Here is a 19,090-nt window from a genome sequence, read left to right as displayed (position 1 = left end):
CGACACGCATAAAAAGCCTCCCATTTCTCATGTCCAAGAAATGGGAGGCAGTTCATCCGTGCGCGGGAGGGGGCGCTCTTGTGTTCCGGCGTTTTACCAAACGCCGGAACCACTCGACGCTGCAAGCCCGCCAGAGCGGCAATCTGACGTTCAATCGTCGGGCATGGCCAAAAGGCCTATGCCCTCCTCTTTCACGTCACCTTGCTCGCTCTGGCGGGCTTTCGCTGACTTTTGCCCCACCTGCGGCGCTGCCATTGTTGCTGCAGGGGGACAGCTTGCTCGCTCTGGTGCCTGTTCGCTGTCCGTTCTCTGCCCGCAACGTTTCTGCTGTTGGTGCAAAGGGGTCAGATTACTTTGCGCCAAAAGGGGAAGTTGCGGTGGAATAGTTCCTGTTTGGCCGTCTTGAGGGGTTAAACGGGAACTATTTCACCGCAACTTATCGATGGCGTGTTTGGTTGGTGCCAGTTGATTGCTTGGGCGTTGGGGAGGGTCTGCTCCGTTATAATCGCCTAGAACATTAAATGGAAACGGGACGGGAGCCATATATGCGCCAGGGTTTCGACAACGCGAAGTATATCGAGCTGCAGGCTGCTCACATTAAGGAGCGCATCTCGCAGTTTGGTGGCAAGCTCTATTTGGAGTTTGGCGGTAAGCTGTTCGATGACTATCATGCGAGCCGCGTGCTGCCGGGTTTTGAACCGGACAGCAAGTTCCGCATGCTCAAGAGCATCGCCGACGATGTCGAGGTTATCATCGCGATCAACGCGAACCACATCGAGAAAAACAAGGCTCGTGGTGACCTCGGCATTACCTATGACGAGGATGTGCTGCGCCTGGTTGACCTGTTCCGCGGCAACGGCTTTGCTGTCGCGGCTGTGGTCATCACCCAGTACGCCGGCCAGCCTGCTGCCGATGTGTTCCGCAACCGCCTGAACGCGCTCGGTATTCCCACCAAGCTGCACTATCCCATCGAGGGGTATCCGCACGATGTCGATCTGATCGTGTCCGACGATGGCTACGGCAAGAATGAGTTTGTCGAGACCACCCGACCGCTCGTCGTGGTCACTGCCCCCGGTCCTGGCTCGGGCAAGCTTGCCACCTGCCTGTCTCAGCTCTATCACGAGCACAAGCATGGCACGGCCGCCGGCTATGCCAAGTTCGAGACCTTCCCGGTCTGGAACCTTCCCCTCACGCATCCGGTCAACATCGCCTACGAGGCGGCCACGGCGGACCTCGACGATGCCAATATCATCGACTCCTTCCACCTTGAGGCCTATAACAAGACCACGGTCAACTACAACCGCGACGTCGAGGCCTTCCCGGTGGTCCGTGCTCTGATGGAAAAGATCCTGGGCAAGAGCCCCTACCAGAGTCCTACGGACATGGGCGTCAATATGGTCGGCTTTGCCATCACCGATGACGATGCCTGCCGCGACGCTTCCAAGATGGAGATCGTCCGCCGCTACTTTACCGCGGTCGAAAATGTGCGCCGTACCGGCGTGGGCGATGAGCAAGTCGACCGTCTCAAGATCATTATGAAGAAAGCCGGCATCGATAAGAACTACTCACCGGCGCGCTCGGCGGCCCTCACCAGGGAGCAGCTGACGGGTGGTCCCGTGGGTGCCATGGTCATGCCCGATGGCTCCGTGGTGACCGGCAAGACTTCCACGCGCCTGGGCGCCGCGAGCTCGCTCATCATGAATGCACTTAAGCATGTCTCGGGCGTCGACCTTGAGCTCGAGGTCATTAGCGATGAAGCGATCGAGCCCATCAGCAAGCTCAAGACGCATTTCCTGGGCAGCAAAAACCCGCGCCTCCACACCGACGAGACGCTTATGGCGCTGTCGATCACCTCGGCCACGAGTGAGACGGCCGCTCGCGTCCTTTCGGGCCTGGAGCAGCTGCGCGGTTGCGATGCCTTCTTTAGCGTGATTATCTCGCCGACGGACGAGACGGTACTGCGCAAACTGGGTATCAACGTGTGCTGCGAGCCCAAGTTTGAGCGCCGCGGTTTCTTCCATCGCTAAGTTTGAAGCACCGCGGTAATTGCATTGCATTTTGGCCGTATCGGGTTAGCGCCCGGTACGGCTTTTTGATCAATAAAGCGCCTATTTCGGCGAAAAATAGCTGTTTACCTGCCTAGAAACAATTTGAGCGGTATACAATAACCGTAACTGTTTCATCCTTAGCGGGATGCCGCATGATGGATATTACCTGCCATCGTGAGGTGTGTCGGTCGCGCACGGCGCGTTAGATGCTCGTGCTCGGTTTGAGGAGGCTGCTATGGCGGGCAAGGGTCGTGCGAGTGTCAACGATATGAAGCGTGTCGAGGTGCTGGTGTTGATGGAGATCGACCAGCAAACCGAAGACAATGGCGGGCCGTATGGTTTCTCGCGCAAAACGCTTGCCGAGCGCGTGGGGGTTTCGCCGTATCGTGCCCGCGCCGCAATCGATCGCTTGGATTCCGAAGGCATGATTGATGTCGTCTCGCGTTATAGCGACGACGGCGGTCAGCTTGCAAATGGCATTTGCCTCACCGAACGTGGCGAGTGGTATCTTGAGGGCGTCCGTACCGGCATGCTCGTTCAAGAAATGCTTGAGGACGAGGTTGCTGATCGATAGCAGCATGTAACCCTTGCCATAGCGACGCCGCCTGGGAAACCGGGCGGCGTTTTGTTTCAAGATTGAGAAATGCAATCGCACGCGAGAAAAATTGCGAACGGTCCGCGGCGCGAGTATTACAATGAAGACCCGTAAGATGTGGATAAACAACTTCTACGGGAAGCGCAGGTAACTCAATATGACCAAGCATGTGTTCGTAACCGGTGGCGTGGTTTCGTCCCTGGGCAAGGGTATCACCGCGGCCTCGCTGGGCCGTCTGCTCAAGTCGCGTGGCTACAAAGTAACGATGCAGAAGGCCGATCCGTATCTGAACGTCGACCCCGGTACCATGAGCCCCTTCCAGCATGGTGAGGTCTTCGTTACCGAGGATGGTTACGAGTCCGACTTGGACCTGGGTCATTACGAGCGCTTTATTGATGAGAACCTGACCCGCGATTCCAACTTTACGACCGGCGCCATCTATAAGAGCTTGATCGCCCGCGAGCGTCGCGGCGACTTTTTGGGCGGTACCGTGCAGGTGATTCCTCACGTCACCAATGCCATTAAGGACAAGTTCCGCCGCATCGAGGAGCAGACCGGCTCCGATGTAGTCATCACCGAGCTGGGCGGCACGATCGGCGACATCGAGTCCCAACCGTTTGTCGAGGCCATCCGTCAGTACCGCAAGGAGGCCGGCCCCGAGAACGTCTGCTACATCCACGTGTCGCTCGTTCCCTATATCGCCGCCGCCCACGAGGTCAAGACCAAGCCCACGCAGCATTCCGTCAAGGAGCTCCGCAGCTTTGGCATCCAGCCCGATATCATCGTGCTGCGCTCCGACCACCATATCGATGACGCTATCCGCGGAAAGATCGCAAGCTTCTGCGACGTCGACACCGATTGTGTCTTTACCAACGAGGACTGCGCGAGCATTTACGATGTTCCGCAGCTGCTTGCCGAGCAGGACTTTGACCTGCGCATTTGCGAGCGCCTGGGTCTGGACCCGCGTGAGCGCGACATGAGCGAGTGGAATGAGTTCCTGCGCAAACAGAATCACGCCAACCATCACGCCGACAAGGTGAAGATCGCCGTCGTGGGCAAGTACACGCAGCTGCCCGATGCGTACCTGTCGGTTATCGAGGCCCTGCACCATGCGGGCGTCTTCTACGATCGCCATGTGGACGTCCAGCTGGTCGACGGCGAGAGCCTCGACGAGCAGAATGTCTCCGAGGTTCTGGGCGACGCCTCGGGCATCCTGGTCCCCGGCGGCTTTGGCAAGCGCGCCCTGGAGGGCAAGATCCTCGCGGCCGAGTTTGCCCGTGAGCACAAGATTCCGTATCTGGGCATTTGCCTGGGTATGCAGGTGGCCGTGTGCGAGTTCGCCCGCAACGTCGTCGGCCTTGCCGGCGCCAGCTCCTCCGAGTTCGATCCGGACGGCCCGTTTAGCGTCATCGATCTGATGAGCTCGCAGGAGGACGTGACCGAGAAGGGCGGCACCATGCGCCTGGGCGCCTATCCGTGCAAGCTCGCCGCCGATACCCTTGCTCGCGAGGCATATGGCGAGGAGCTCGTCTACGAGCGTCACCGTCATCGCTTTGAGTTCAACAACGCCTTCCGTGACCAGCTCGAGGACGCTGGCTTGGTTATCTCGGGTCTGTCGCCCGACGAGCGCCTGGTCGAGATGGTCGAGCTGCCGCGCGACGTGCATCCGTGGTATGTGGCAACCCAGGCTCATCCCGAGTTCAAGAGCCGCCCGACCAACCCGCAGCCGCTGTTCCGCGAGTTCGTGCGCGCTTCGATCGGCCAGCACGAGGGTGTCGACCGTCTGCAGGTGACGCCCATGAACCTCGCTACGGACTAAGGGTGCCGGCGAATAAGGAACATGCCGAAGCTACTCCCTCGTCGCTCGCCGTGGCGGCGGGGGAGTATCTCGATTACCTCGCGGTCGAGCGGGGTTTGGCGCGCAACACGATTGCGGCCTATCGTCGTGACCTGACGACGTACTGCGCCTATCTGGAGCGGGCGGGTATTGTGTCTTTTGAAGAGGTGACCCGTCAGGTCGTGGAGGGCTTTGTCGCCGACCGTCGCGATGGGGGCTATTCGGATGCCTCGGTGGAGCGTGCGCTTGCGGCCGTGAAGGGCCTGCATGCCTTTTTGGTGCGCGATGGGGCTGTGGCCCAAAATCCAACGGCGGCGTTGCGCCTGCCTAAAAAGGCTGAGCGTTTGCCGGAGTATCTATCGGTGGAGGATGTCTCGGCGCTGCTCGATCAAGATTTCCCCGAGGGCGAGATGGGCTTGCGTGACCATGCCATCTTGGAAGTGCTCTATGGATGCGGTTTGCGTGTGAGCGAGTTGGTGGGACTCGATGTGGGCGATATCCATATCGACGATGGCTTTGTGCTCGTTCGCGGTAAGGGCTCGAAGGAACGCCTGTCCCCGCTGGTGGGAAGCGCGGCGCGAGCTCTGGCGCTTTATGTAACTGAGGGGCGTTCTCGCTTGGCGGCCCATGCCCGCGGAACCGAGACCTCGGCGGTCTTTTTAAATAAGAACGGCCGCCGTCTGTCGCGCCAGGGCATCCATGCCATCTGTGAGCGCTACGGGCGCCAGGTGGGACTGGTGGGGCTCCATCCCCATACGCTGCGTCACTCCTTTGCCACCCATATGCTTGCGGGCGGCGCAGACCTCCGTGTGCTACAGGAGATCTTGGGACATGCCGATATATCGACCACGCAGGTCTACACGCATGTCGATCGTACGCAACTGACCGAGGTCTATTTGGCGGCGCACCCGCTGGCACATCGTTAACACATCGCTGACCTGCATATTTATAGGTATTTGGGGACGGGCCCCAGATTGCCGAGACGCACTTTTGCGCGCATGGGCAATCTGGGGCCCGTCCCATTTTTCGCCACTTGGCATCGCGGTGGTGGGCCGCACGTGCCTTGGGTGGGGGAGTTTGGGGGCGATGTGAACGGCATGTAAAGGGACGCAAAAATCGCCTCAAGGTCAACTTGAAGGTTGAGGTTGAACGGCGGGGTGCCACAGGTGGCATCCCGCCGTTGCTGCAAACACAACATATTGTGTTTTCGAACATATGCTCGGGGGTGTTTTACAGCATATTGGGGGTGGAGTGGTGGGGCGGGGTGGGGGAAGGGGTGGGGAAAGGTGTTGAAAAATGGGGCGGTTCCCCATATTATTAATCACGTCGACAGGCGGGGTGGTTCCCCGCGTACGTGCCATCTGAGTAACCGAGGGGAGGGCGCACATGGGAATGACTGGTGCATACGAGCGCAATCTCGATGCAAAAGGTCGTCTGTCCCTGCCTGCACCCCTTCGTGAGGAGCTTGGAGAGCATGTTCGCGTGTTCAAAGCCCTGGATGTCGATGCTCTGTACGTGTTCTCTGCCGAGGCCTTCGATAAGTGGGTCGAAGGACTCTTCGCGGGTCGTGAGGGCCACGAGGGTTTTAACCCGCGTGACATTAACGACCAGAAGCTCATGAGGGCGATCAACAAGCGCACTACGTCGATGGACGTGGACAGCGCCGGTCGTATCGGTCTTTCCGAGTCTCTCCGCAAGCAGGCGAACCTCGACCGCGAGGTCACGGTTGTGGGCAACTACGACCACCTTGAGGTTTGGGATCGCGCCGCGGCCGATGAGGACGATGACGATGAGGCCCTGCTGGACCTCTTCTTCTCGTAAGGGCAAGGCACGGGTAACGGATGGAGCGTGGGATCTTGACACAAGAATATCGGCATGAACCTGTCATGCTCGGCGAAGTGCTTGAGTCGCTGCGGCTAAAGAGCGGCTCCGTTGTCTGCGATTGCACCCTTGGCGGTGCCGGCCATTCGGTAAAGATGGCCGCGCAGGTGGGGGAGACGGGCCTTTTGCTCGGCGTCGATCAGGACGACATGGCCCTCGAGGCCGCTGGCGCCCGTCTGGACCGCGAGGTTCCCGGCGTTCCGCACCAGCTGCTGAAGGGCAACTTCGGCGACTTGGACGAGCTGCTTTGCTCGGCCGAGGTGCCCGGGGTCGATGGCTTCCTGTTCGATTTGGGCGTTTCGTCACCGCAACTCGATATCCCTGGCAGGGGCTTTTCGTATAACGAGGACGCCCCATTGGACATGCGGATGGATCCGGGTAATAACACCTTAAACGCAGCTGAGGTCATCAACACCTATAACGAACACGACCTCGCCCGGATTCTACGCGTCTACGGCGAAGAGAAGTTCGCCTCGCAGATCGCGCGCGAGATCGTGCGCCGCCGCGAGCAAGAACCGATCGAAACCACCGGCCAATTTGTCGAGATCATCAAGGCGGGTATCCCGGCTGCCGCTCGTCGGCATGGCGGACACCCGGCCAAGAAAAGTTTCCAGGCCATTCGCATCGAGGTCAATCACGAGCTCGATGTGCTCGAACGAGGGCTTGATGCCGCCACCAGGTGGCTCAACCCGGGCGGACGTATCTGCGTCATCTCGTATCACTCGCTCGAGGACCGTATCGTAAAGAACCACTTTAAGGAGATGAGCCAGGGGTGCACGTGTCCGCCGGAGATTCCGGTGTGCGTGTGCGGCAACGTGCCGATACTCAAGGTCATCACCCGCAAACCCTTGGTTGCCCAGCCTGATGAGGTTGAGCGCAACCCTCGGGCGAGATCAGCCAAAATCCGCGTGGCGCAGCGTCTGTAGGCGCGACCGCGCGATATTGGACCTCCCGCTCGCACCATAAACGAAGCTTAAACACACTACCAACGTACTCGGGATGGGAGGCGGCATATCATGGGCTACAACACTTCAAGCGCAGCACTCGCCTATGATATGAACGCCATGCCCGCCTATCGTGAGACGCCGCAGGCCCCCGTTGCTCCCCGTGAGCAGCGCGCGCCGCGTTTTGATGTCTACACGGGCGCGGGCCGTCAGGCAAACCAGGCGGTAAGCCCGGTTTTCATGAGCGTTCTTAAAACGTTTTGCATCATTGCGGCTATCTTCATGACGATCGGCGTCGCCCGCGTGGCGCTCGCCGGCGTTACGGCCCAGGTGCTCAACAGCAACGCCGAGCTTACCAGCACGCTCGAAAAGGCGACCGACGAGAGCTCCGACCTGGAGGTCATGCATTCGGTCTATGGCGCCGACACGCGCATTCGCGACCTTGCGGGCGCTTATGGCATGGTGGAGCCCAGCGAGAGCGTTACACTTGACTTTTCGCAGGATGCAGCCGCGGGCGCCTACGCGACCGCGACCGCTCAGTAGCAAGACGGTAGCTGAGTATGACAAATGACTATCGCCGCGGTTCCGATGGGGGCCGCGGTTCTGGACGTCCCTCATCGCGGGGACGTTCTGGTTATCAAGGAACGGGTCGGCAATCTTACAACGCCGGACAGTCCCGTGGCAACGACCCGGCGTCGCGACTTCGCGGCTCGGGCGGCCCTCAAGTGCATAACACCAGGTCGCGCAAGAGTTCGTCGACCGAATGGCTCACAGGCGCACCTCTGCCTCGCCGCAAAGCCGTCATGGGCTTCATCGGGCTTGGCTTGGGCTTGGGCGTCTTTCGCCTTGCCGACTATCAAATTGTCGAAGCCGATAAACTGCGCGAGCGTGCCGATGCGCGCCGCCTGCTTGCGCAGACCCTCTATGCCAAACGCGGCACCATCTACGACCGCAACGGCAACGTGTTGGCGTCGTCGGTCGAATGTCGCAACATCGCCGTGAACCCGCAGCTTGTCGAGGATGTTGACAAGACAGTGTCGGCGCTGGTCAAGGCAACTGGAATCGATAAAAAGACCTGCCGCAAGCTCGTTGAGTCCGATGGAACCTGGGTGTATATCAAGCGCCAGGTGGACGAAGACGATGTTGCGGCGCTGGAGAAGAAGAACCTGCCCGGCGTGCTTTTTGAGCAGGCCATGAAGCGCGTATATCCATACGGCAATCTGGCATCGCAGGTGCTGGGTGTAGTGAATGTAGACAACGACGGCTTGACGGGTCTCGAAAAGCAATACAACAAGCTTCTGACCGGCACGAACGGTTCTCTCGTACGCGAGCGCGCGAGGGACGGCAGCTATATCGCGGGCGGTGCCTATAAAAAGGTGGCTGCGGTCGACGGCGTTGATATCGTGACGACGCTCGACGTCAATATCCAGCGTGCGGCCGAGGATGCCCTGGCAGAGGCAGTTGAGAAGACTAAGGCCAAGAACGGCTCGGCGCTGGTCACCGATCCTACGACAGGCGAGATTTTGGCAGCCTGCTCGTACCCGACCTACGACCAGACCGATCTGGAGAATGCCAAGACCGAGGATATGAATCTGCGCCTGATCACCGACGCCTACGAGCCCGGCTCGGTCTTTAAGACGCTCGTGGCGGGCGCCGGCTTCGACTTGGGCGTCGTGCGATCGAGTACGTCGTTTGAGGTGCCGGCGAGCATCAAGGTGGGCGACGATACCGTCACCGATGCCGACAAGCGCGACTATGCCATGACCATGGATGTGCGCGAGATGATGCGCCGTTCGTCCAACGTGGGCTTTGTCCTAGTGGGGCGCAAGATCGGTGCCGACGACTTTGCCGCCTATGTGGACAAGTGGGGCATCGGTCACAGCTCGGGTGTCGATTTTCCGGGAGAGAGCCTGGGTATCGTCAAGGAGCGTGACCAGTATGACGGCGCCACGCTGGGCTCGATGAGCTTTGGACAGGCACTGTCCGTCTCGCCGATTGAGATCGCACGTGCCGTGGGCGGCATCGCCAACGGCGGCGTGATGATGACACCGCACTTCTATAAGTCCAGCAAAGGCGACGAGAAGGACTGGGGCGAAGGCGAGCGCGCGATTTCGGAGGACGCCGCATCCCAGGTGACATCGTGCATGCAGACGGTCGTGTCCGAGGGAACGGGCGTTGGCGGCGCGGTTGACGGCTATGACGTGGCGGGTAAGACCGGTACGGCCGAACGTGCCGACGAGAACGGCGGCTACCTCAAGGAGAACTACATGTCGTCCTTTATGGGCTTTGCACCGGCACAATCGCCCAAGGTGCTGTGCTATATCACGCTCGACGGAACGCCGAGCGGCTCAGATGCCGCTGCGGTGCCGTTCCAGTCCATTATGGCCAACGCGCTCGACGTGCTGGGTATCCCGCACACGAAGTAGGGGGTTACAATCTTTGGGGCGTGGTTTGTTGTCCCATATGAGGGTGTTCACATGCCCTGCACCACGCATGTGCGGCGCTGGGATACAATACGCCGATAGCATTATTAGGTTTACAGGGGAGCTGCAATGATAGAGATCGCCGTCAACAACCTCGCGGCCGCAACAGGGGCCCGAACCGTGACGGGAGAAGCCGATCGGGTATGCCGCGGGTGCGTTATCGACTCGCGCCAGGTCGAGGAAGGGACGATTTTCGTCGCCTTTCCCGGTGAAAACGTCGACGGCAATGATTTTGCTTCCCGTGCCGTCCAGTCGGGTGCCGGCGCCGTCGTGATGACGCGTGAGCCCGAGGCCGAGCTGGTCTCGCTGGCGCAGGACAAGGGGTGCGCCATCCTGCTGACCGATGATCCCGAGGAGTTTCTGCTGCGTTTGGCGCACACGTATCGCCTGGAGCTTGGCTGCCTGGTCGTTGGCATTACCGGTTCCATCGGCAAGACGACGACCAAGGACGTGCTCGCCGCTGTGCTCGCCAAGCGCTATCGTGTCTGGGCCACCAAGGGCAATTTCAATAACCTGATCGGCATGCCGCTCACGGTGCTTTCCGCTCCGGCCGATACCGAGGTCCTGGTGCTCGAGATGGGCATGAACCATTTCCACGAGATTGAGCGCCTGTCCCAGTCCGCCAATCCCAACCTTGCCATCGTGAGCAAGATTGGTACCTCTCACATCGGCATTTTGGGCAGCCGCGAGAACATCGCCCGCGCTAAGGCCGAGATTGTCCAGGGCATGTGCGCCGCCGGCGACTTCTTGCCGCTGCTGGTTTTGGGCGGCGAGGACGACTTTACGCCGTTCATTCGCGATACGTTCGCCCAGCCTGCTGGTATCGACGTGATGCTGGCCGGCGTCTCGGACGACGATGAGGTCCGTGCCCGCGACATTCGTGTTGATGACGAGGGCTGTCCGGTCTTTACGCTCGATTTTGGCCAGGGTGAGACGATCGATACCATGCTTGCCATCCCCGGCGTGCAGTCCGTTCCAAATGCCGTTAAGGCCGCCGCGGTTGCCTATCGCCTGGGCGTGACGCCCGAGCAGGTCGATGCTGCCTTTAGAGGCCTCACGATCACCGGTCACCGCCAGGAGATCAAGCGCGCCAAGAGCGGTGCCCGCGTCATTGACGATTCCTATAACGCCAGCGCCGAATCCATGGCTGCTGGTCTCGATCTACTGTGCTCGCTTTCGTGCACGGGGTCTCGCATGGCGATCCTGGGCGAGATGGGCGAGATGGGCGATGAGGCTCCTCGCATGCATGAGCTCGTGGGCGCCTATGCCGCCGCCAAGAAGCTCGACATGCTGGCGTGCGTGGGTGGTGAGCTGGCCCAGCTTATGGCCGATGCCGCGCGCATGATGGGTATGGACGAGGACCGCATCCAGGTGTTCTCCGATTATCAGCAGGTGCTCGACCGCATGGGCGGCGCGCTTGAAAAACATGATGTTGTACTGGTCAAGGGTTCCCGCTTTGTTGAGCTCGACCGCTTTGTGGAAGGTGTGTGCTAGCCCATGTTCGGCAATCCCTCGTATCCAACGTATCAGGCTTTTTTGGGGCTTGGCATCGCCGCTGCCATTGCGCTGCTGCTCATGCCGTGGTGGATCAAGCTGCTCAAGGTCGAGGGTATCGGCCAGCAGGTTCGTGCCGACGGCCCCAAGCGTCATTTGGTTAAGCAGGGAACGCCCACCATGGGTGGCGTTGTCATTCTCGTCGCGATTTCGCTGACCTGCCTGCTGATGGGCAAGCTCACCACCGAGCTCGTGCCCGTGCTGCTCGCCACGCTGGCGACCGGCGTGCTGGGCCTGATCGACGACCTGACCTCCGTTACGCATGGGCGCTCGCTCGGTCTGACGCCTCATGCCAAGATGATCGGCCTAACCATTATCTGTGTCACCTTTACGGTACTTGCCGTTAACTGGTGCGGCGTCGCCCCCGAGATTCGTTTTCCCGGCGGCCTGACGATTGACCTTGGCGTGCTTTCGACCACCATCTGCGGCCTTTCGTTCCCGTGGCTCTACATTGTCTTTTGCTGGCTGATGATCGCCGGTCTTTCTAATGCCGTGAACCTGACCGATGGCCTTGACGGTCTTGCTGGCGGCACCTCCATGATTGCCATGCTCGCCATGGCTGCCATGGCGTTTTTGCACGGAGACGTGAACCTGTCCATCTTCTGCACCGCGTGTGCCGGTGCCTGCTTGGGCTTTCTGTGGTTCAACTGCTATCCGGCGAGCATCTTTATGGGCGATACCGGCTCGCTTGCCCTGGGCGCCGCGTTTGCCTGCACGTCCATCATGACCAACACTGAGGTCGTCTCCCTCATCATCGGCGGCCTGTTTATCGTTGAGACCCTGTCGGTCATGATTCAGGTTGTCTACTTCCACTTTACGCACAAGCGCGTCTTCCTTATGGCGCCCATCCATCATCATTTCGAAAAGAAGGGCTGGGCCGAGACCAAGGTCGTCATCCGTTTTTGGATTATCGCTGCGGCCTTTGGTGCTGTTGGCCTTGCCCTGTTCTTCCAGTTGGGATAGTGGTCTTTCATGCCTCTTGCTGATGTCTTTAGCCTGCTCGTTTTGGGTCAGGGCAAATCCGGTCTCGATGTCGCCCGCTGGGCGCTGGCACATCCCGAGCGCGTAAGCGCCGTTACCGTGTATGGCGGCGGCACCTCTGAGCCCAATGACGCCACGCGTGCGCTCGAGGCTGCTGGTGTGTCGTTTGTCTATGGGACCGAACAGGTCGAGGGCGCCTATGACGTATGCGTGACGTGCCCGGGCATCTCGGAGTTCTCGGGCTTCTTTAAGGCCGGGCGCGAGCATGCCGCCCAGATTATGGGTGAGCCCGAGTTTGCCTATCGCCTGTCGCCCGATAACTGGATTGCCATCACGGGCACCAACGGCAAGACGACCACCACGTCGCTGACTGATTATCTGCTCAAGGCTGCCGGCGAGGCCAGCGTTGCTGTCGGCAACATCGGCGAGCCGCCGGTCAACGAGATTGACGGCCGAGCCCACAACGAGTGGTTTGTGGCTGAGCTCTCGAGCTATCAGATTGCTACGACCACCGAGCTCCACCCTCGCGTGGCGGTTCTGCTCAACATCACTCCCGACCACTTGGGCTGGCATAAGAGCCATAAAAACTATGCGCTTGCCAAGGTCAAACTGTTTGACAATATGGCCGATGACGATCTGGTGGTTGTCGACGTCGAAGACGCCGGCATTCACGAGTTCGATGAGTACATCTACACGCCGGGTCGTCGCATCTGCAAGGTTGCCTTTGACGAGCCTGAGGGCGAGGATGCCGCCTTTGTGCGCGATGGCAAGATGATCGTGCGTCTGAAGGGCGTCGAGACCCCGCTCATCGCTACATCCGAGCTCAAGATCTCGGGCCATCACAATGTTATCAATGCCCTGTGCGCTGCCACGGCTGCCTTGGCGGTCGGTGCCGATGTCGATGGTGTCTGCCGCGGTCTTGCCTCGTTCCAGCCGCTCGAGCACCGCGTGGAGCCGTGTGGCGAGATTGACGGCGTGCGCTACGTCAACGATTCCAAGGCGACCAACACCGATGCGGTCGAGAAGGCGCTGACGGCATTTCCCGATGACGACGTGATCTTGCTGCTCGGCGGCCACGATAAGGGCACGCCGCTCACGGACTTCGCGCGCGTTGTTATGGATAACGTACGCTCGGTCGTCTGCTTTGGCGATGCGCGCGAGCGCTTCACCGCCGCTATGGACGAGGCCGATGTCGATGGCGATGTGGATATCGCCCAGGCGGATGACCTACGCGACGCCGTGGACGTTGCCCGTTCGCTTTCGAGCCGTGGTGACGTGATCTTACTTTCACCTGCCTGCTCTTCGTTCGATGAGTTCTCGGGCTATGAGGAGCGCGGCCGCGTGTTTAAGGACTACGTGGCTCAGCTTGCCGCTACAGCGAAATCACAAATGGAATAGGGGTTGCGGTGAGAGAGGAGAGCCCCCGACAAGGTATGAGGAGGCCCGACTCGGACCGTGCTTCCTCACGGCGCATCACATCGTGTTCCAGCCGCGGTGGGCAGTCGTTTAGCGAACGCTATATTGCCGGCGTTCCCGCCCGTATCATGCGCCCCCGTTTGATATTCATGGCCTGCTTGTTTACCTTGGTATGCTTTGGCCTGCTGATGGTGTACTCGGCGTCTTCGGTCGAGGCGCTGCACGAGAATGGCTCGGCGACGTTTTTTCTGGGTCGACAGGCCGCGTTTGCCGTGGTCGGTGTTCTGGCGCTGATTGCCATCGTGCGCGTTTTGCCGGACAGCTGGTTTGGGGAGGATGTGCTCAGGATCTTCCTCATCGGCATGATAGGGCTACTGCTTCTGGTGTTCTTGGTGGGCAGCGGCAGCCGTGGCGCCACGCGCTGGCTCAACATCGCCGGTATTCAGTTCCAGCCTTCCGAGTTTTTAAAGCCATTTGCCATTGCGTATTCGGCCATCATGCTTGATCGCTTCTTTTCGCCCGGTGGCAACATCAACGAATTCCTTCGCAAGATGGGCATCTACCTGGGCATTTCGCTCTTTCTGATCTTTATCCAGCCCGATTTCGGTACTGTCCTGATCATCCTGTTGACCCTCATGTGCATGGCGTTGTTTGCGGGTCTCGACCCCAGATTTATCATCGGCGTGCTAATCTTCGGCATTCTCGTGATCGTGATTGCGCTTGTCGCAGAGCCGTACCGTATGGTGCGTATTCAGGTTGCCTTGAACCCTTGGGCCGACGAGTATGGTGACGGCTATCAGGCCACGCTTGCCATCATGGCCTTTGCCTCGGGCGGTCTGTTCGGCCGCGGCATCGGCAACTCAACCATGAAGTACTCGTATCTGCCCGAAGCGCACAACGACTACATCCTGGCCATCATTGGCGAGGAAGTCGGTTTTGTCGGAACCGTGCTGTTCTTCTTGGTGTTTGCGATGCTGATCTACTCGGCGTTTCGCATTGCCGAGCAGGCGACCGATCGCCGGGGCGCGCTCATGGCGTCTGGCTCCGCGGTCATTCTCGCGGTGCAGTTTTTGATTAACGCGCTGGGCATCCTCAACGTGTTTCCCATGACGGGCAAACCGTTGCCGTTTATTAGCTACGGCGGTTCGTCGATTATTGTGTCGCTTATGCTTGCCGGGTTGATCCTGCGCGTTTCGTACGAGAGCGCCCGCCGCGATGAGTATGACCGTCGCCGTGAGAGCTTTGCCGTTATGGACGAGAGCACCGCCGGCGTAGCCCATGTGCGCGGTGAACGACCTTCGCGTAGCGGCTTTACCGTTCTGGATGGTTCTGCATCCGAGCCGGCAGCTCGTCCACGCTCGCGAACGGCTCCGCAAGGCCGTCCGCAGCGCCCCAGCCCTCGCAACGCGGGCGGCGGATATAATCGAATCGATTTGAACTCGGACCCGTCGGCGCGTCTGCGCACCGACGACCAGGGACCGCGTGTACGAAGGGACTACCATGACCGATAAAATGACCGTTGCTATTGCAGCCGGCGGCACGGCAGGACACATCAACCCCGCGCTCGCCTTGGCCGAAGAGCTGCGTGACCGTGGTCACCACGTTGTGTTCGTGGGCCAGTCGCGCAAGCTCGAGGGTCGTCTGGTCCCCGAGGCTGGGTTTGATTTTGTGCCCATTACGGTCACGGGCTTCGACCGCTCCCGTCCTTGGACGGCGCTGACCTCGCTGTGGCGTGTCAACAAGGCCAAACGTGCGCTCGCCAGTCATTTCTCAAAGGTTGGCAAGCCCGATGCCGCCATTGGTTTTGGTGCCTATGTCGAGGTTCCGCTGCTGGGGTGGTGTAAGGGCGCGGGCGTTCCGTATCTGCTGCATGAGCAGAACTCTGTTCCGGGCCTGGCCAACAAGATGATGAACTCCCACGCCGCCCGCGTGTGCATCTCGGTGCCGGCAGCGCGTTCGGTCTTTGAGCGCGAAGGTGACCCTGGCCACGTGCTCATGACCGGCAACCCCGTACGTCGCTCGGTAATCGAGGGCGATCGCGCTCGTGGCCGCAAGGCACTTGGCGTTCCCGAGGACGCTACGCTGCTGCTCGTCTTTGGCGGTTCACTTGGCGCCCAGCACCTCAACGAGCGCGTGGCTTCGCTCAAAAACGAGCTGCTTTCGCGCAAGAACCTCTATGTGTTGCATTCGACGGGTGCCGACGGCTTTGAGGAGACCGAGCGCGCTTTGGCGCTGACGCCCGAGGAGGCGAAGCGTTACCGCGTCCAGCCTTACATCGACAACATGGGCGATATGCTGGCTGCTGCCGATTTGGTGCTCTCGCGTTCGGGCGCATCGAGCGTGGCCGAGATCGCTGCACTCGCCGTGCCTTCGGTGCTCGTGCCGTACCCGCACGCCACGGCCGATCACCAAACCACCAATGCCCGTTATCTGGTCGACGCCGGGGCCGGCGTGCTCTGCGCCGATGCCGATATCGACGGTTCTGCCTTTGCCGATGAGCTGCTGCACCTGGTCGATGACGCGGCGGCGCGCGACGCCATGCGTCAGGCGGCGCGTGGTCTGGCTCAGGATAGGGCCGCCGCTCTTCTGGCGGATGCGGTAGAGGGTTTGCGTTAGTTAGACGGGATATCGTCGGTCGCCCTCGCGCTGATGCGGTTGGTGCGGTACAGTTAACGGGTTACAGGCAGTGTTTACGCAAGGAGTACACGAGCACATGGCTGATTCCCAGACTGCAACCTCCGCGCCCGAGTTTAAGAGCGCCCACTTTATCGGTATCGGCGGCGCCGGCATGAGCGGCATCGCCCTCGTTCTGCACGAGCGCGGTTATGCCGTTACCGGCTCCGACCTTAAGACGTCACGTTATATCCGCCAGCTTACCCGCGCTGGTGTGAAGGTGCATGTGGGCCATGAGGCCGCCACGATCGACGAGGTCAAGCCCGACGTGGTTGTTGTCTCTACCGCTATTCCGGAGTCCAACCCTGAACTCGTGCGCGCTCGCGAGCTTGGTATTCCCGTGTGGCCCCGTGCCAAGATGCTCTCTGCTTTGGGCCACGGCTACACCACCGTCGCTGTTGCCGGCACGCATGGCAAGACCACCACGTCTTCGATGTGCGCCACCATGCTCGACCGCATGGGCCTGGATCCGAGCTTCTTGATCGGCGGCATTGTCGAGGGCTATGACACGAACGGCAAGAACGGCTCGGGCGACTACTTTGTCGCCGAGGCCGACGAGTCCGACAGCTCCTTCCTGTTCCTGAACCCCAACGTGGTCATTGTGACCAACGTCGAGGCCGACCACCTCGATCACTACTCGGGTATCGAGGAGATCGAGGCAACTTTCGCCAAATTCATGAGCCTGGTGGGCGAGGACGGCACCGTCATCGTCTGCGGTGAGGACCCGCATCTGGTCGAGCTCGCCAAGTCGACGGGCCGTCACGTGCTTTCCTACGGCTTTGCCGAGAGCAACGACATCGTCTGCATGCACCCGGATGTCAAGGGCATCCAGAGTGACTTTATCGTTCGCTTTGAGGACGGCACTGAGCATGCTGTGGAGATCAAGAGCAATCCCGGTCGCCACAACATGCTCAACGCCACGGCGGTGCTCACCGTCGCCCATGTCCTGGGCCTTGACATCGACTCCGCCGCCAAGGCGCTCTCGAGCTTTGAGGGCGTCCGCCGTCGCTTTACCCACGTGGGCGATATCGATGGCATCACCGTGGTCGATGATTACGGCCATCACCCCACCGAGATCAAGGCGACGCTTGCTGCCGCTTCGTCGCTGGGCTACAAGCATGTCGACGTCGTGTTCCAGCCGCACCGCTATTCGCGCCTGCAGGCCCTGTGCGACGACTTTGCCGATGCATTTGCCAATGCCGATAAACTGCTGCTGATTGATGTGTTCTCGGCTGGCGAGATGCCCATTCCGGGTGTCACCTCTAAGATGCTCGCCGATACCGTGCGCGCCAAGCATCCTGGCAAGGAGGTCGTGTACTGCTCCAGCCGTCTTGAGCTTAATCAGGAGCTCGAGCAGATGGTGGGCGAGGGCGACCTGCTGCTCACTATGGGTGCTGGTGACGTTACGACCGTCGGTCCCGAGTTCATTGAGTATCTGACTGCCAAGAAAGACGCTTAAGTCTAATGGGTCTGTTTAACGCCGTCATGGCGCTCTCGGGCATGATCGACACGGATGTGATCGAGGACGAGCGCCTTGCGCGTCATACGAGCTATCGTATCGGCGGCAAGGCCGACCTCTTTGTGACGTGCCATAGCTATCATGCCCTCCGCCGTGCCGTGGCGGTGCTCGATCGCGAGCAGGTGCCGTGGGTCATCATCGGCAAGGGCTCCAATCTGCTGGTTGCCGATGGCGGTTATCGCGGTGCCGTCATTTCGCTCGGACGTGAGTTTCAGCGCACGGTTGTTGCCGATGACGGTTGTACGCTGACGGTCGGTGCGGGCGTGATGTTTGCGCGCTTGGTCAACGATGCCCTGTCGCGTAGCCTCTCGGGCCTTGAGTTTGCCGTTGGCATCCCTGGTTCGGTCGGCGGTGCGATATCTATGAATGCCGGCACACGAACCGAGTGGATTGGCTCGCTGGTTGAGGATGTCGTAACGTTTGACCCGGCATCCGGTATCAAGCATTATGCGGGGTCCGAGATCACTTGGGGCTACCGCGAATGTAGCCTTCCCCGCAATGAGATCATCCTCGAGTGCGTGCTCAAGCTTAAACTGGCGCCCAAGGCCGACATTCGCGAGCGCATGGAGCGGTACCTTACGAGGCGCAAGCGTACACAGCCCATGGGTCGCGCATCCTGCGGGTCGGTCTTTCGCAATCCGCCCGATGCGAGCGTGGGCAAGCTTATCGAGGATTGTGGATTAAAGGGTTTTTCGATTGGCGGCGCGGAAGTTTCGCCCGTTCACGCTAATTTTATCGTTAATAACGGAACTGCCTCGGCCGATGACGTTGCCGCGGTTATCAGACATGTGCACGGAAAGGTGAGGGAGGCGTATGGCATCGAGCTCAGACCGGAAGTTAAATTCCTCGGCTTCTAGAGCATCGAAACCCACCTTCCGCCGCGCCGGAGGGCGTTCCGGCGCGCCTGCCAAACCTCAACGCAATACCGTCGCGCACTCTAAGTCTGTCGGGCATGCTCGACAGACCAGTCGTCCGGTTGTCGGCTCGCAGCTCGGTAATCGTCCGGCCGCAAAAAAGTCCTCGCGTCCCTCGGTGACGTCAAAGCCTGTTATGGGCGCCAAACCTGCCCGTCCCATGGCAACTCCTAAGCCCTCGACGGGAACTAAGGCGGCGCGTCCGGGTCGCACGCTGGGCGCATCGAAACCGCGCTCGCTGACAT

16 protein-coding genes are annotated in these 19,090 nt (G+C 60.2%); all 16 read left to right on the top strand.

Translation table 11 applies throughout. The features are described from left to right. The coding region (locus JMJ97_RS03480; protein WP_260699174.1) for a hypothetical protein at positions 1-386 on the top strand (386 nt) is incomplete at its 5' end. 159 nt (positions 387-545) lie between these two features. Then, on the top strand, positions 546-2,027 hold the full coding sequence (locus JMJ97_RS03475) for a DUF1846 domain-containing protein (RefSeq protein ID WP_260699173.1): 1,482 nt from the start codon (positions 546-548) through the stop codon (positions 2,025-2,027). 256 nt (positions 2,028-2,283) lie between these two features. Then, positions 2,284-2,622 carry a helix-turn-helix domain-containing protein gene (locus JMJ97_RS03470; protein WP_040358312.1) on the top strand — a complete coding sequence of 113 codons (339 nt, stop codon included), beginning with the start codon at positions 2,284-2,286 and terminating at the stop codon, positions 2,620-2,622. 178 nt (positions 2,623-2,800) lie between these two features. Beyond that, positions 2,801-4,462: a CTP synthase gene (locus JMJ97_RS03465; RefSeq protein ID WP_055286060.1), complete on the top strand. Its 1,662-nt coding sequence runs from the start codon at positions 2,801-2,803 to the stop codon at positions 4,460-4,462. Positions 4,463-4,464: 2 nt separating this feature from the next. Further along, positions 4,465-5,406 carry a site-specific tyrosine recombinase XerD gene (xerD, locus tag JMJ97_RS03460; protein WP_260699172.1) on the top strand — a complete coding sequence of 314 codons (942 nt, stop codon included), beginning with the start codon at positions 4,465-4,467 and terminating at the stop codon, positions 5,404-5,406. Positions 5,407-5,866: 460 nt separating this feature from the next. Then, entirely contained in the window at positions 5,867-6,301 is a 435-nt protein-coding gene (locus JMJ97_RS03455) for a division/cell wall cluster transcriptional repressor MraZ (protein ID WP_006234269.1), read from the top strand. Between the two features lie 20 nt (positions 6,302-6,321). Then, the gene (gene rsmH / locus JMJ97_RS03450) at positions 6,322-7,287 is read left to right on the top strand and encodes a 16S rRNA (cytosine(1402)-N(4))-methyltransferase RsmH (RefSeq protein ID WP_006234266.1); all 966 of its coding nucleotides are present in this window, start codon (positions 6,322-6,324) and stop codon (positions 7,285-7,287) included. 90 nt (positions 7,288-7,377) lie between these two features. Further along, a complete protein-coding gene (locus tag JMJ97_RS03445; protein WP_260699171.1) occupies positions 7,378-7,848 on the top strand; it encodes a hypothetical protein in 471 nt (156 codons plus the stop codon). Positions 7,849-8,030: 182 nt separating this feature from the next. Next, entirely contained in the window at positions 8,031-9,731 is a 1,701-nt protein-coding gene (locus tag JMJ97_RS03440) for a peptidoglycan D,D-transpeptidase FtsI family protein (RefSeq protein WP_338404613.1), read from the top strand. Between the two features lie 126 nt (positions 9,732-9,857). Continuing rightward, a complete protein-coding gene (locus tag JMJ97_RS03435; RefSeq protein WP_260699170.1) occupies positions 9,858-11,282 on the top strand; it encodes a UDP-N-acetylmuramoyl-tripeptide--D-alanyl-D-alanine ligase in 1,425 nt (474 codons plus the stop codon). Between the two features lie 3 nt (positions 11,283-11,285). Beyond that, positions 11,286-12,305: a phospho-N-acetylmuramoyl-pentapeptide-transferase gene (gene mraY, locus JMJ97_RS03430; RefSeq protein WP_260699169.1), complete on the top strand. Its 1,020-nt coding sequence runs from the start codon at positions 11,286-11,288 to the stop codon at positions 12,303-12,305. A 9-nt stretch (positions 12,306-12,314) separates the two neighbouring features. Continuing rightward, positions 12,315-13,721, top strand: coding sequence for a UDP-N-acetylmuramoyl-L-alanine--D-glutamate ligase (gene murD / locus JMJ97_RS03425; protein ID WP_260699168.1), 1,407 nt, complete (start codon positions 12,315-12,317; stop codon positions 13,719-13,721). Positions 13,722-13,888: 167 nt separating this feature from the next. Beyond that, the gene (ftsW, locus tag JMJ97_RS03420) at positions 13,889-15,250 is read left to right on the top strand and encodes a putative lipid II flippase FtsW (protein ID WP_260699167.1); all 1,362 of its coding nucleotides are present in this window, start codon (positions 13,889-13,891) and stop codon (positions 15,248-15,250) included. Next, on the top strand, positions 15,240-16,355 hold the full coding sequence (gene murG / locus JMJ97_RS03415; RefSeq protein ID WP_006234259.1) for an undecaprenyldiphospho-muramoylpentapeptide beta-N-acetylglucosaminyltransferase: 1,116 nt from the start codon (positions 15,240-15,242) through the stop codon (positions 16,353-16,355). The genes ftsW and murG overlap by 11 nt, the downstream gene beginning before the upstream one ends. Positions 16,356-16,452: 97 nt before the next feature. Then, entirely contained in the window at positions 16,453-17,871 is a 1,419-nt protein-coding gene (gene murC / locus JMJ97_RS03410) for a UDP-N-acetylmuramate--L-alanine ligase (RefSeq protein ID WP_260699166.1), read from the top strand. 5 nt (positions 17,872-17,876) lie between these two features. Beyond that, the gene (gene murB, locus JMJ97_RS03405; protein WP_195620569.1) at positions 17,877-18,788 is read left to right on the top strand and encodes a UDP-N-acetylmuramate dehydrogenase; all 912 of its coding nucleotides are present in this window, start codon (positions 17,877-17,879) and stop codon (positions 18,786-18,788) included. Positions 18,789-19,090 lie beyond the last annotated feature (302 nt).

Source organism: Collinsella aerofaciens (assembly GCF_025289055.1).
Lineage (GTDB): Bacteria > Actinomycetota > Coriobacteriia > Coriobacteriales > Coriobacteriaceae > Collinsella.
This window is presented reverse-complemented; position numbering and strand designations above follow the sequence as displayed.

Coding starts and splice junctions, on each gene's coding strand:
- rsmH (WP_006234266.1), top strand. CDS start 6,322: ATGGAGCGTGGGATCTTGACACAAGAATATCGGCATGAACCTGTCATG.
- murD (WP_260699168.1), top strand. CDS start 12,315: ATGCCTCTTGCTGATGTCTTTAGCCTGCTCGTTTTGGGTCAGGGCAAA.
- murG (WP_006234259.1), top strand. CDS start 15,240: ATGACCGATAAAATGACCGTTGCTATTGCAGCCGGCGGCACGGCAGGA.
- murC (WP_260699166.1), top strand. CDS start 16,453: ATGGCTGATTCCCAGACTGCAACCTCCGCGCCCGAGTTTAAGAGCGCC.
- mraY (WP_260699169.1), top strand. CDS start 11,286: ATGTTCGGCAATCCCTCGTATCCAACGTATCAGGCTTTTTTGGGGCTT.
- JMJ97_RS03470 (WP_040358312.1), top strand. CDS start 2,284: ATGGCGGGCAAGGGTCGTGCGAGTGTCAACGATATGAAGCGTGTCGAG.
- ftsW (WP_260699167.1), top strand. CDS start 13,889: ATGGCCTGCTTGTTTACCTTGGTATGCTTTGGCCTGCTGATGGTGTAC.
- JMJ97_RS03435 (WP_260699170.1), top strand. CDS start 9,858: ATGATAGAGATCGCCGTCAACAACCTCGCGGCCGCAACAGGGGCCCGA.
- JMJ97_RS03445 (WP_260699171.1), top strand. CDS start 7,378: ATGGGCTACAACACTTCAAGCGCAGCACTCGCCTATGATATGAACGCC.
- JMJ97_RS03455 (WP_006234269.1), top strand. CDS start 5,867: ATGGGAATGACTGGTGCATACGAGCGCAATCTCGATGCAAAAGGTCGT.
- murB (WP_195620569.1), top strand. CDS start 17,877: ATGGGTCTGTTTAACGCCGTCATGGCGCTCTCGGGCATGATCGACACG.
- JMJ97_RS03475 (WP_260699173.1), top strand. CDS start 546: ATGCGCCAGGGTTTCGACAACGCGAAGTATATCGAGCTGCAGGCTGCT.
- JMJ97_RS03465 (WP_055286060.1), top strand. CDS start 2,801: ATGACCAAGCATGTGTTCGTAACCGGTGGCGTGGTTTCGTCCCTGGGC.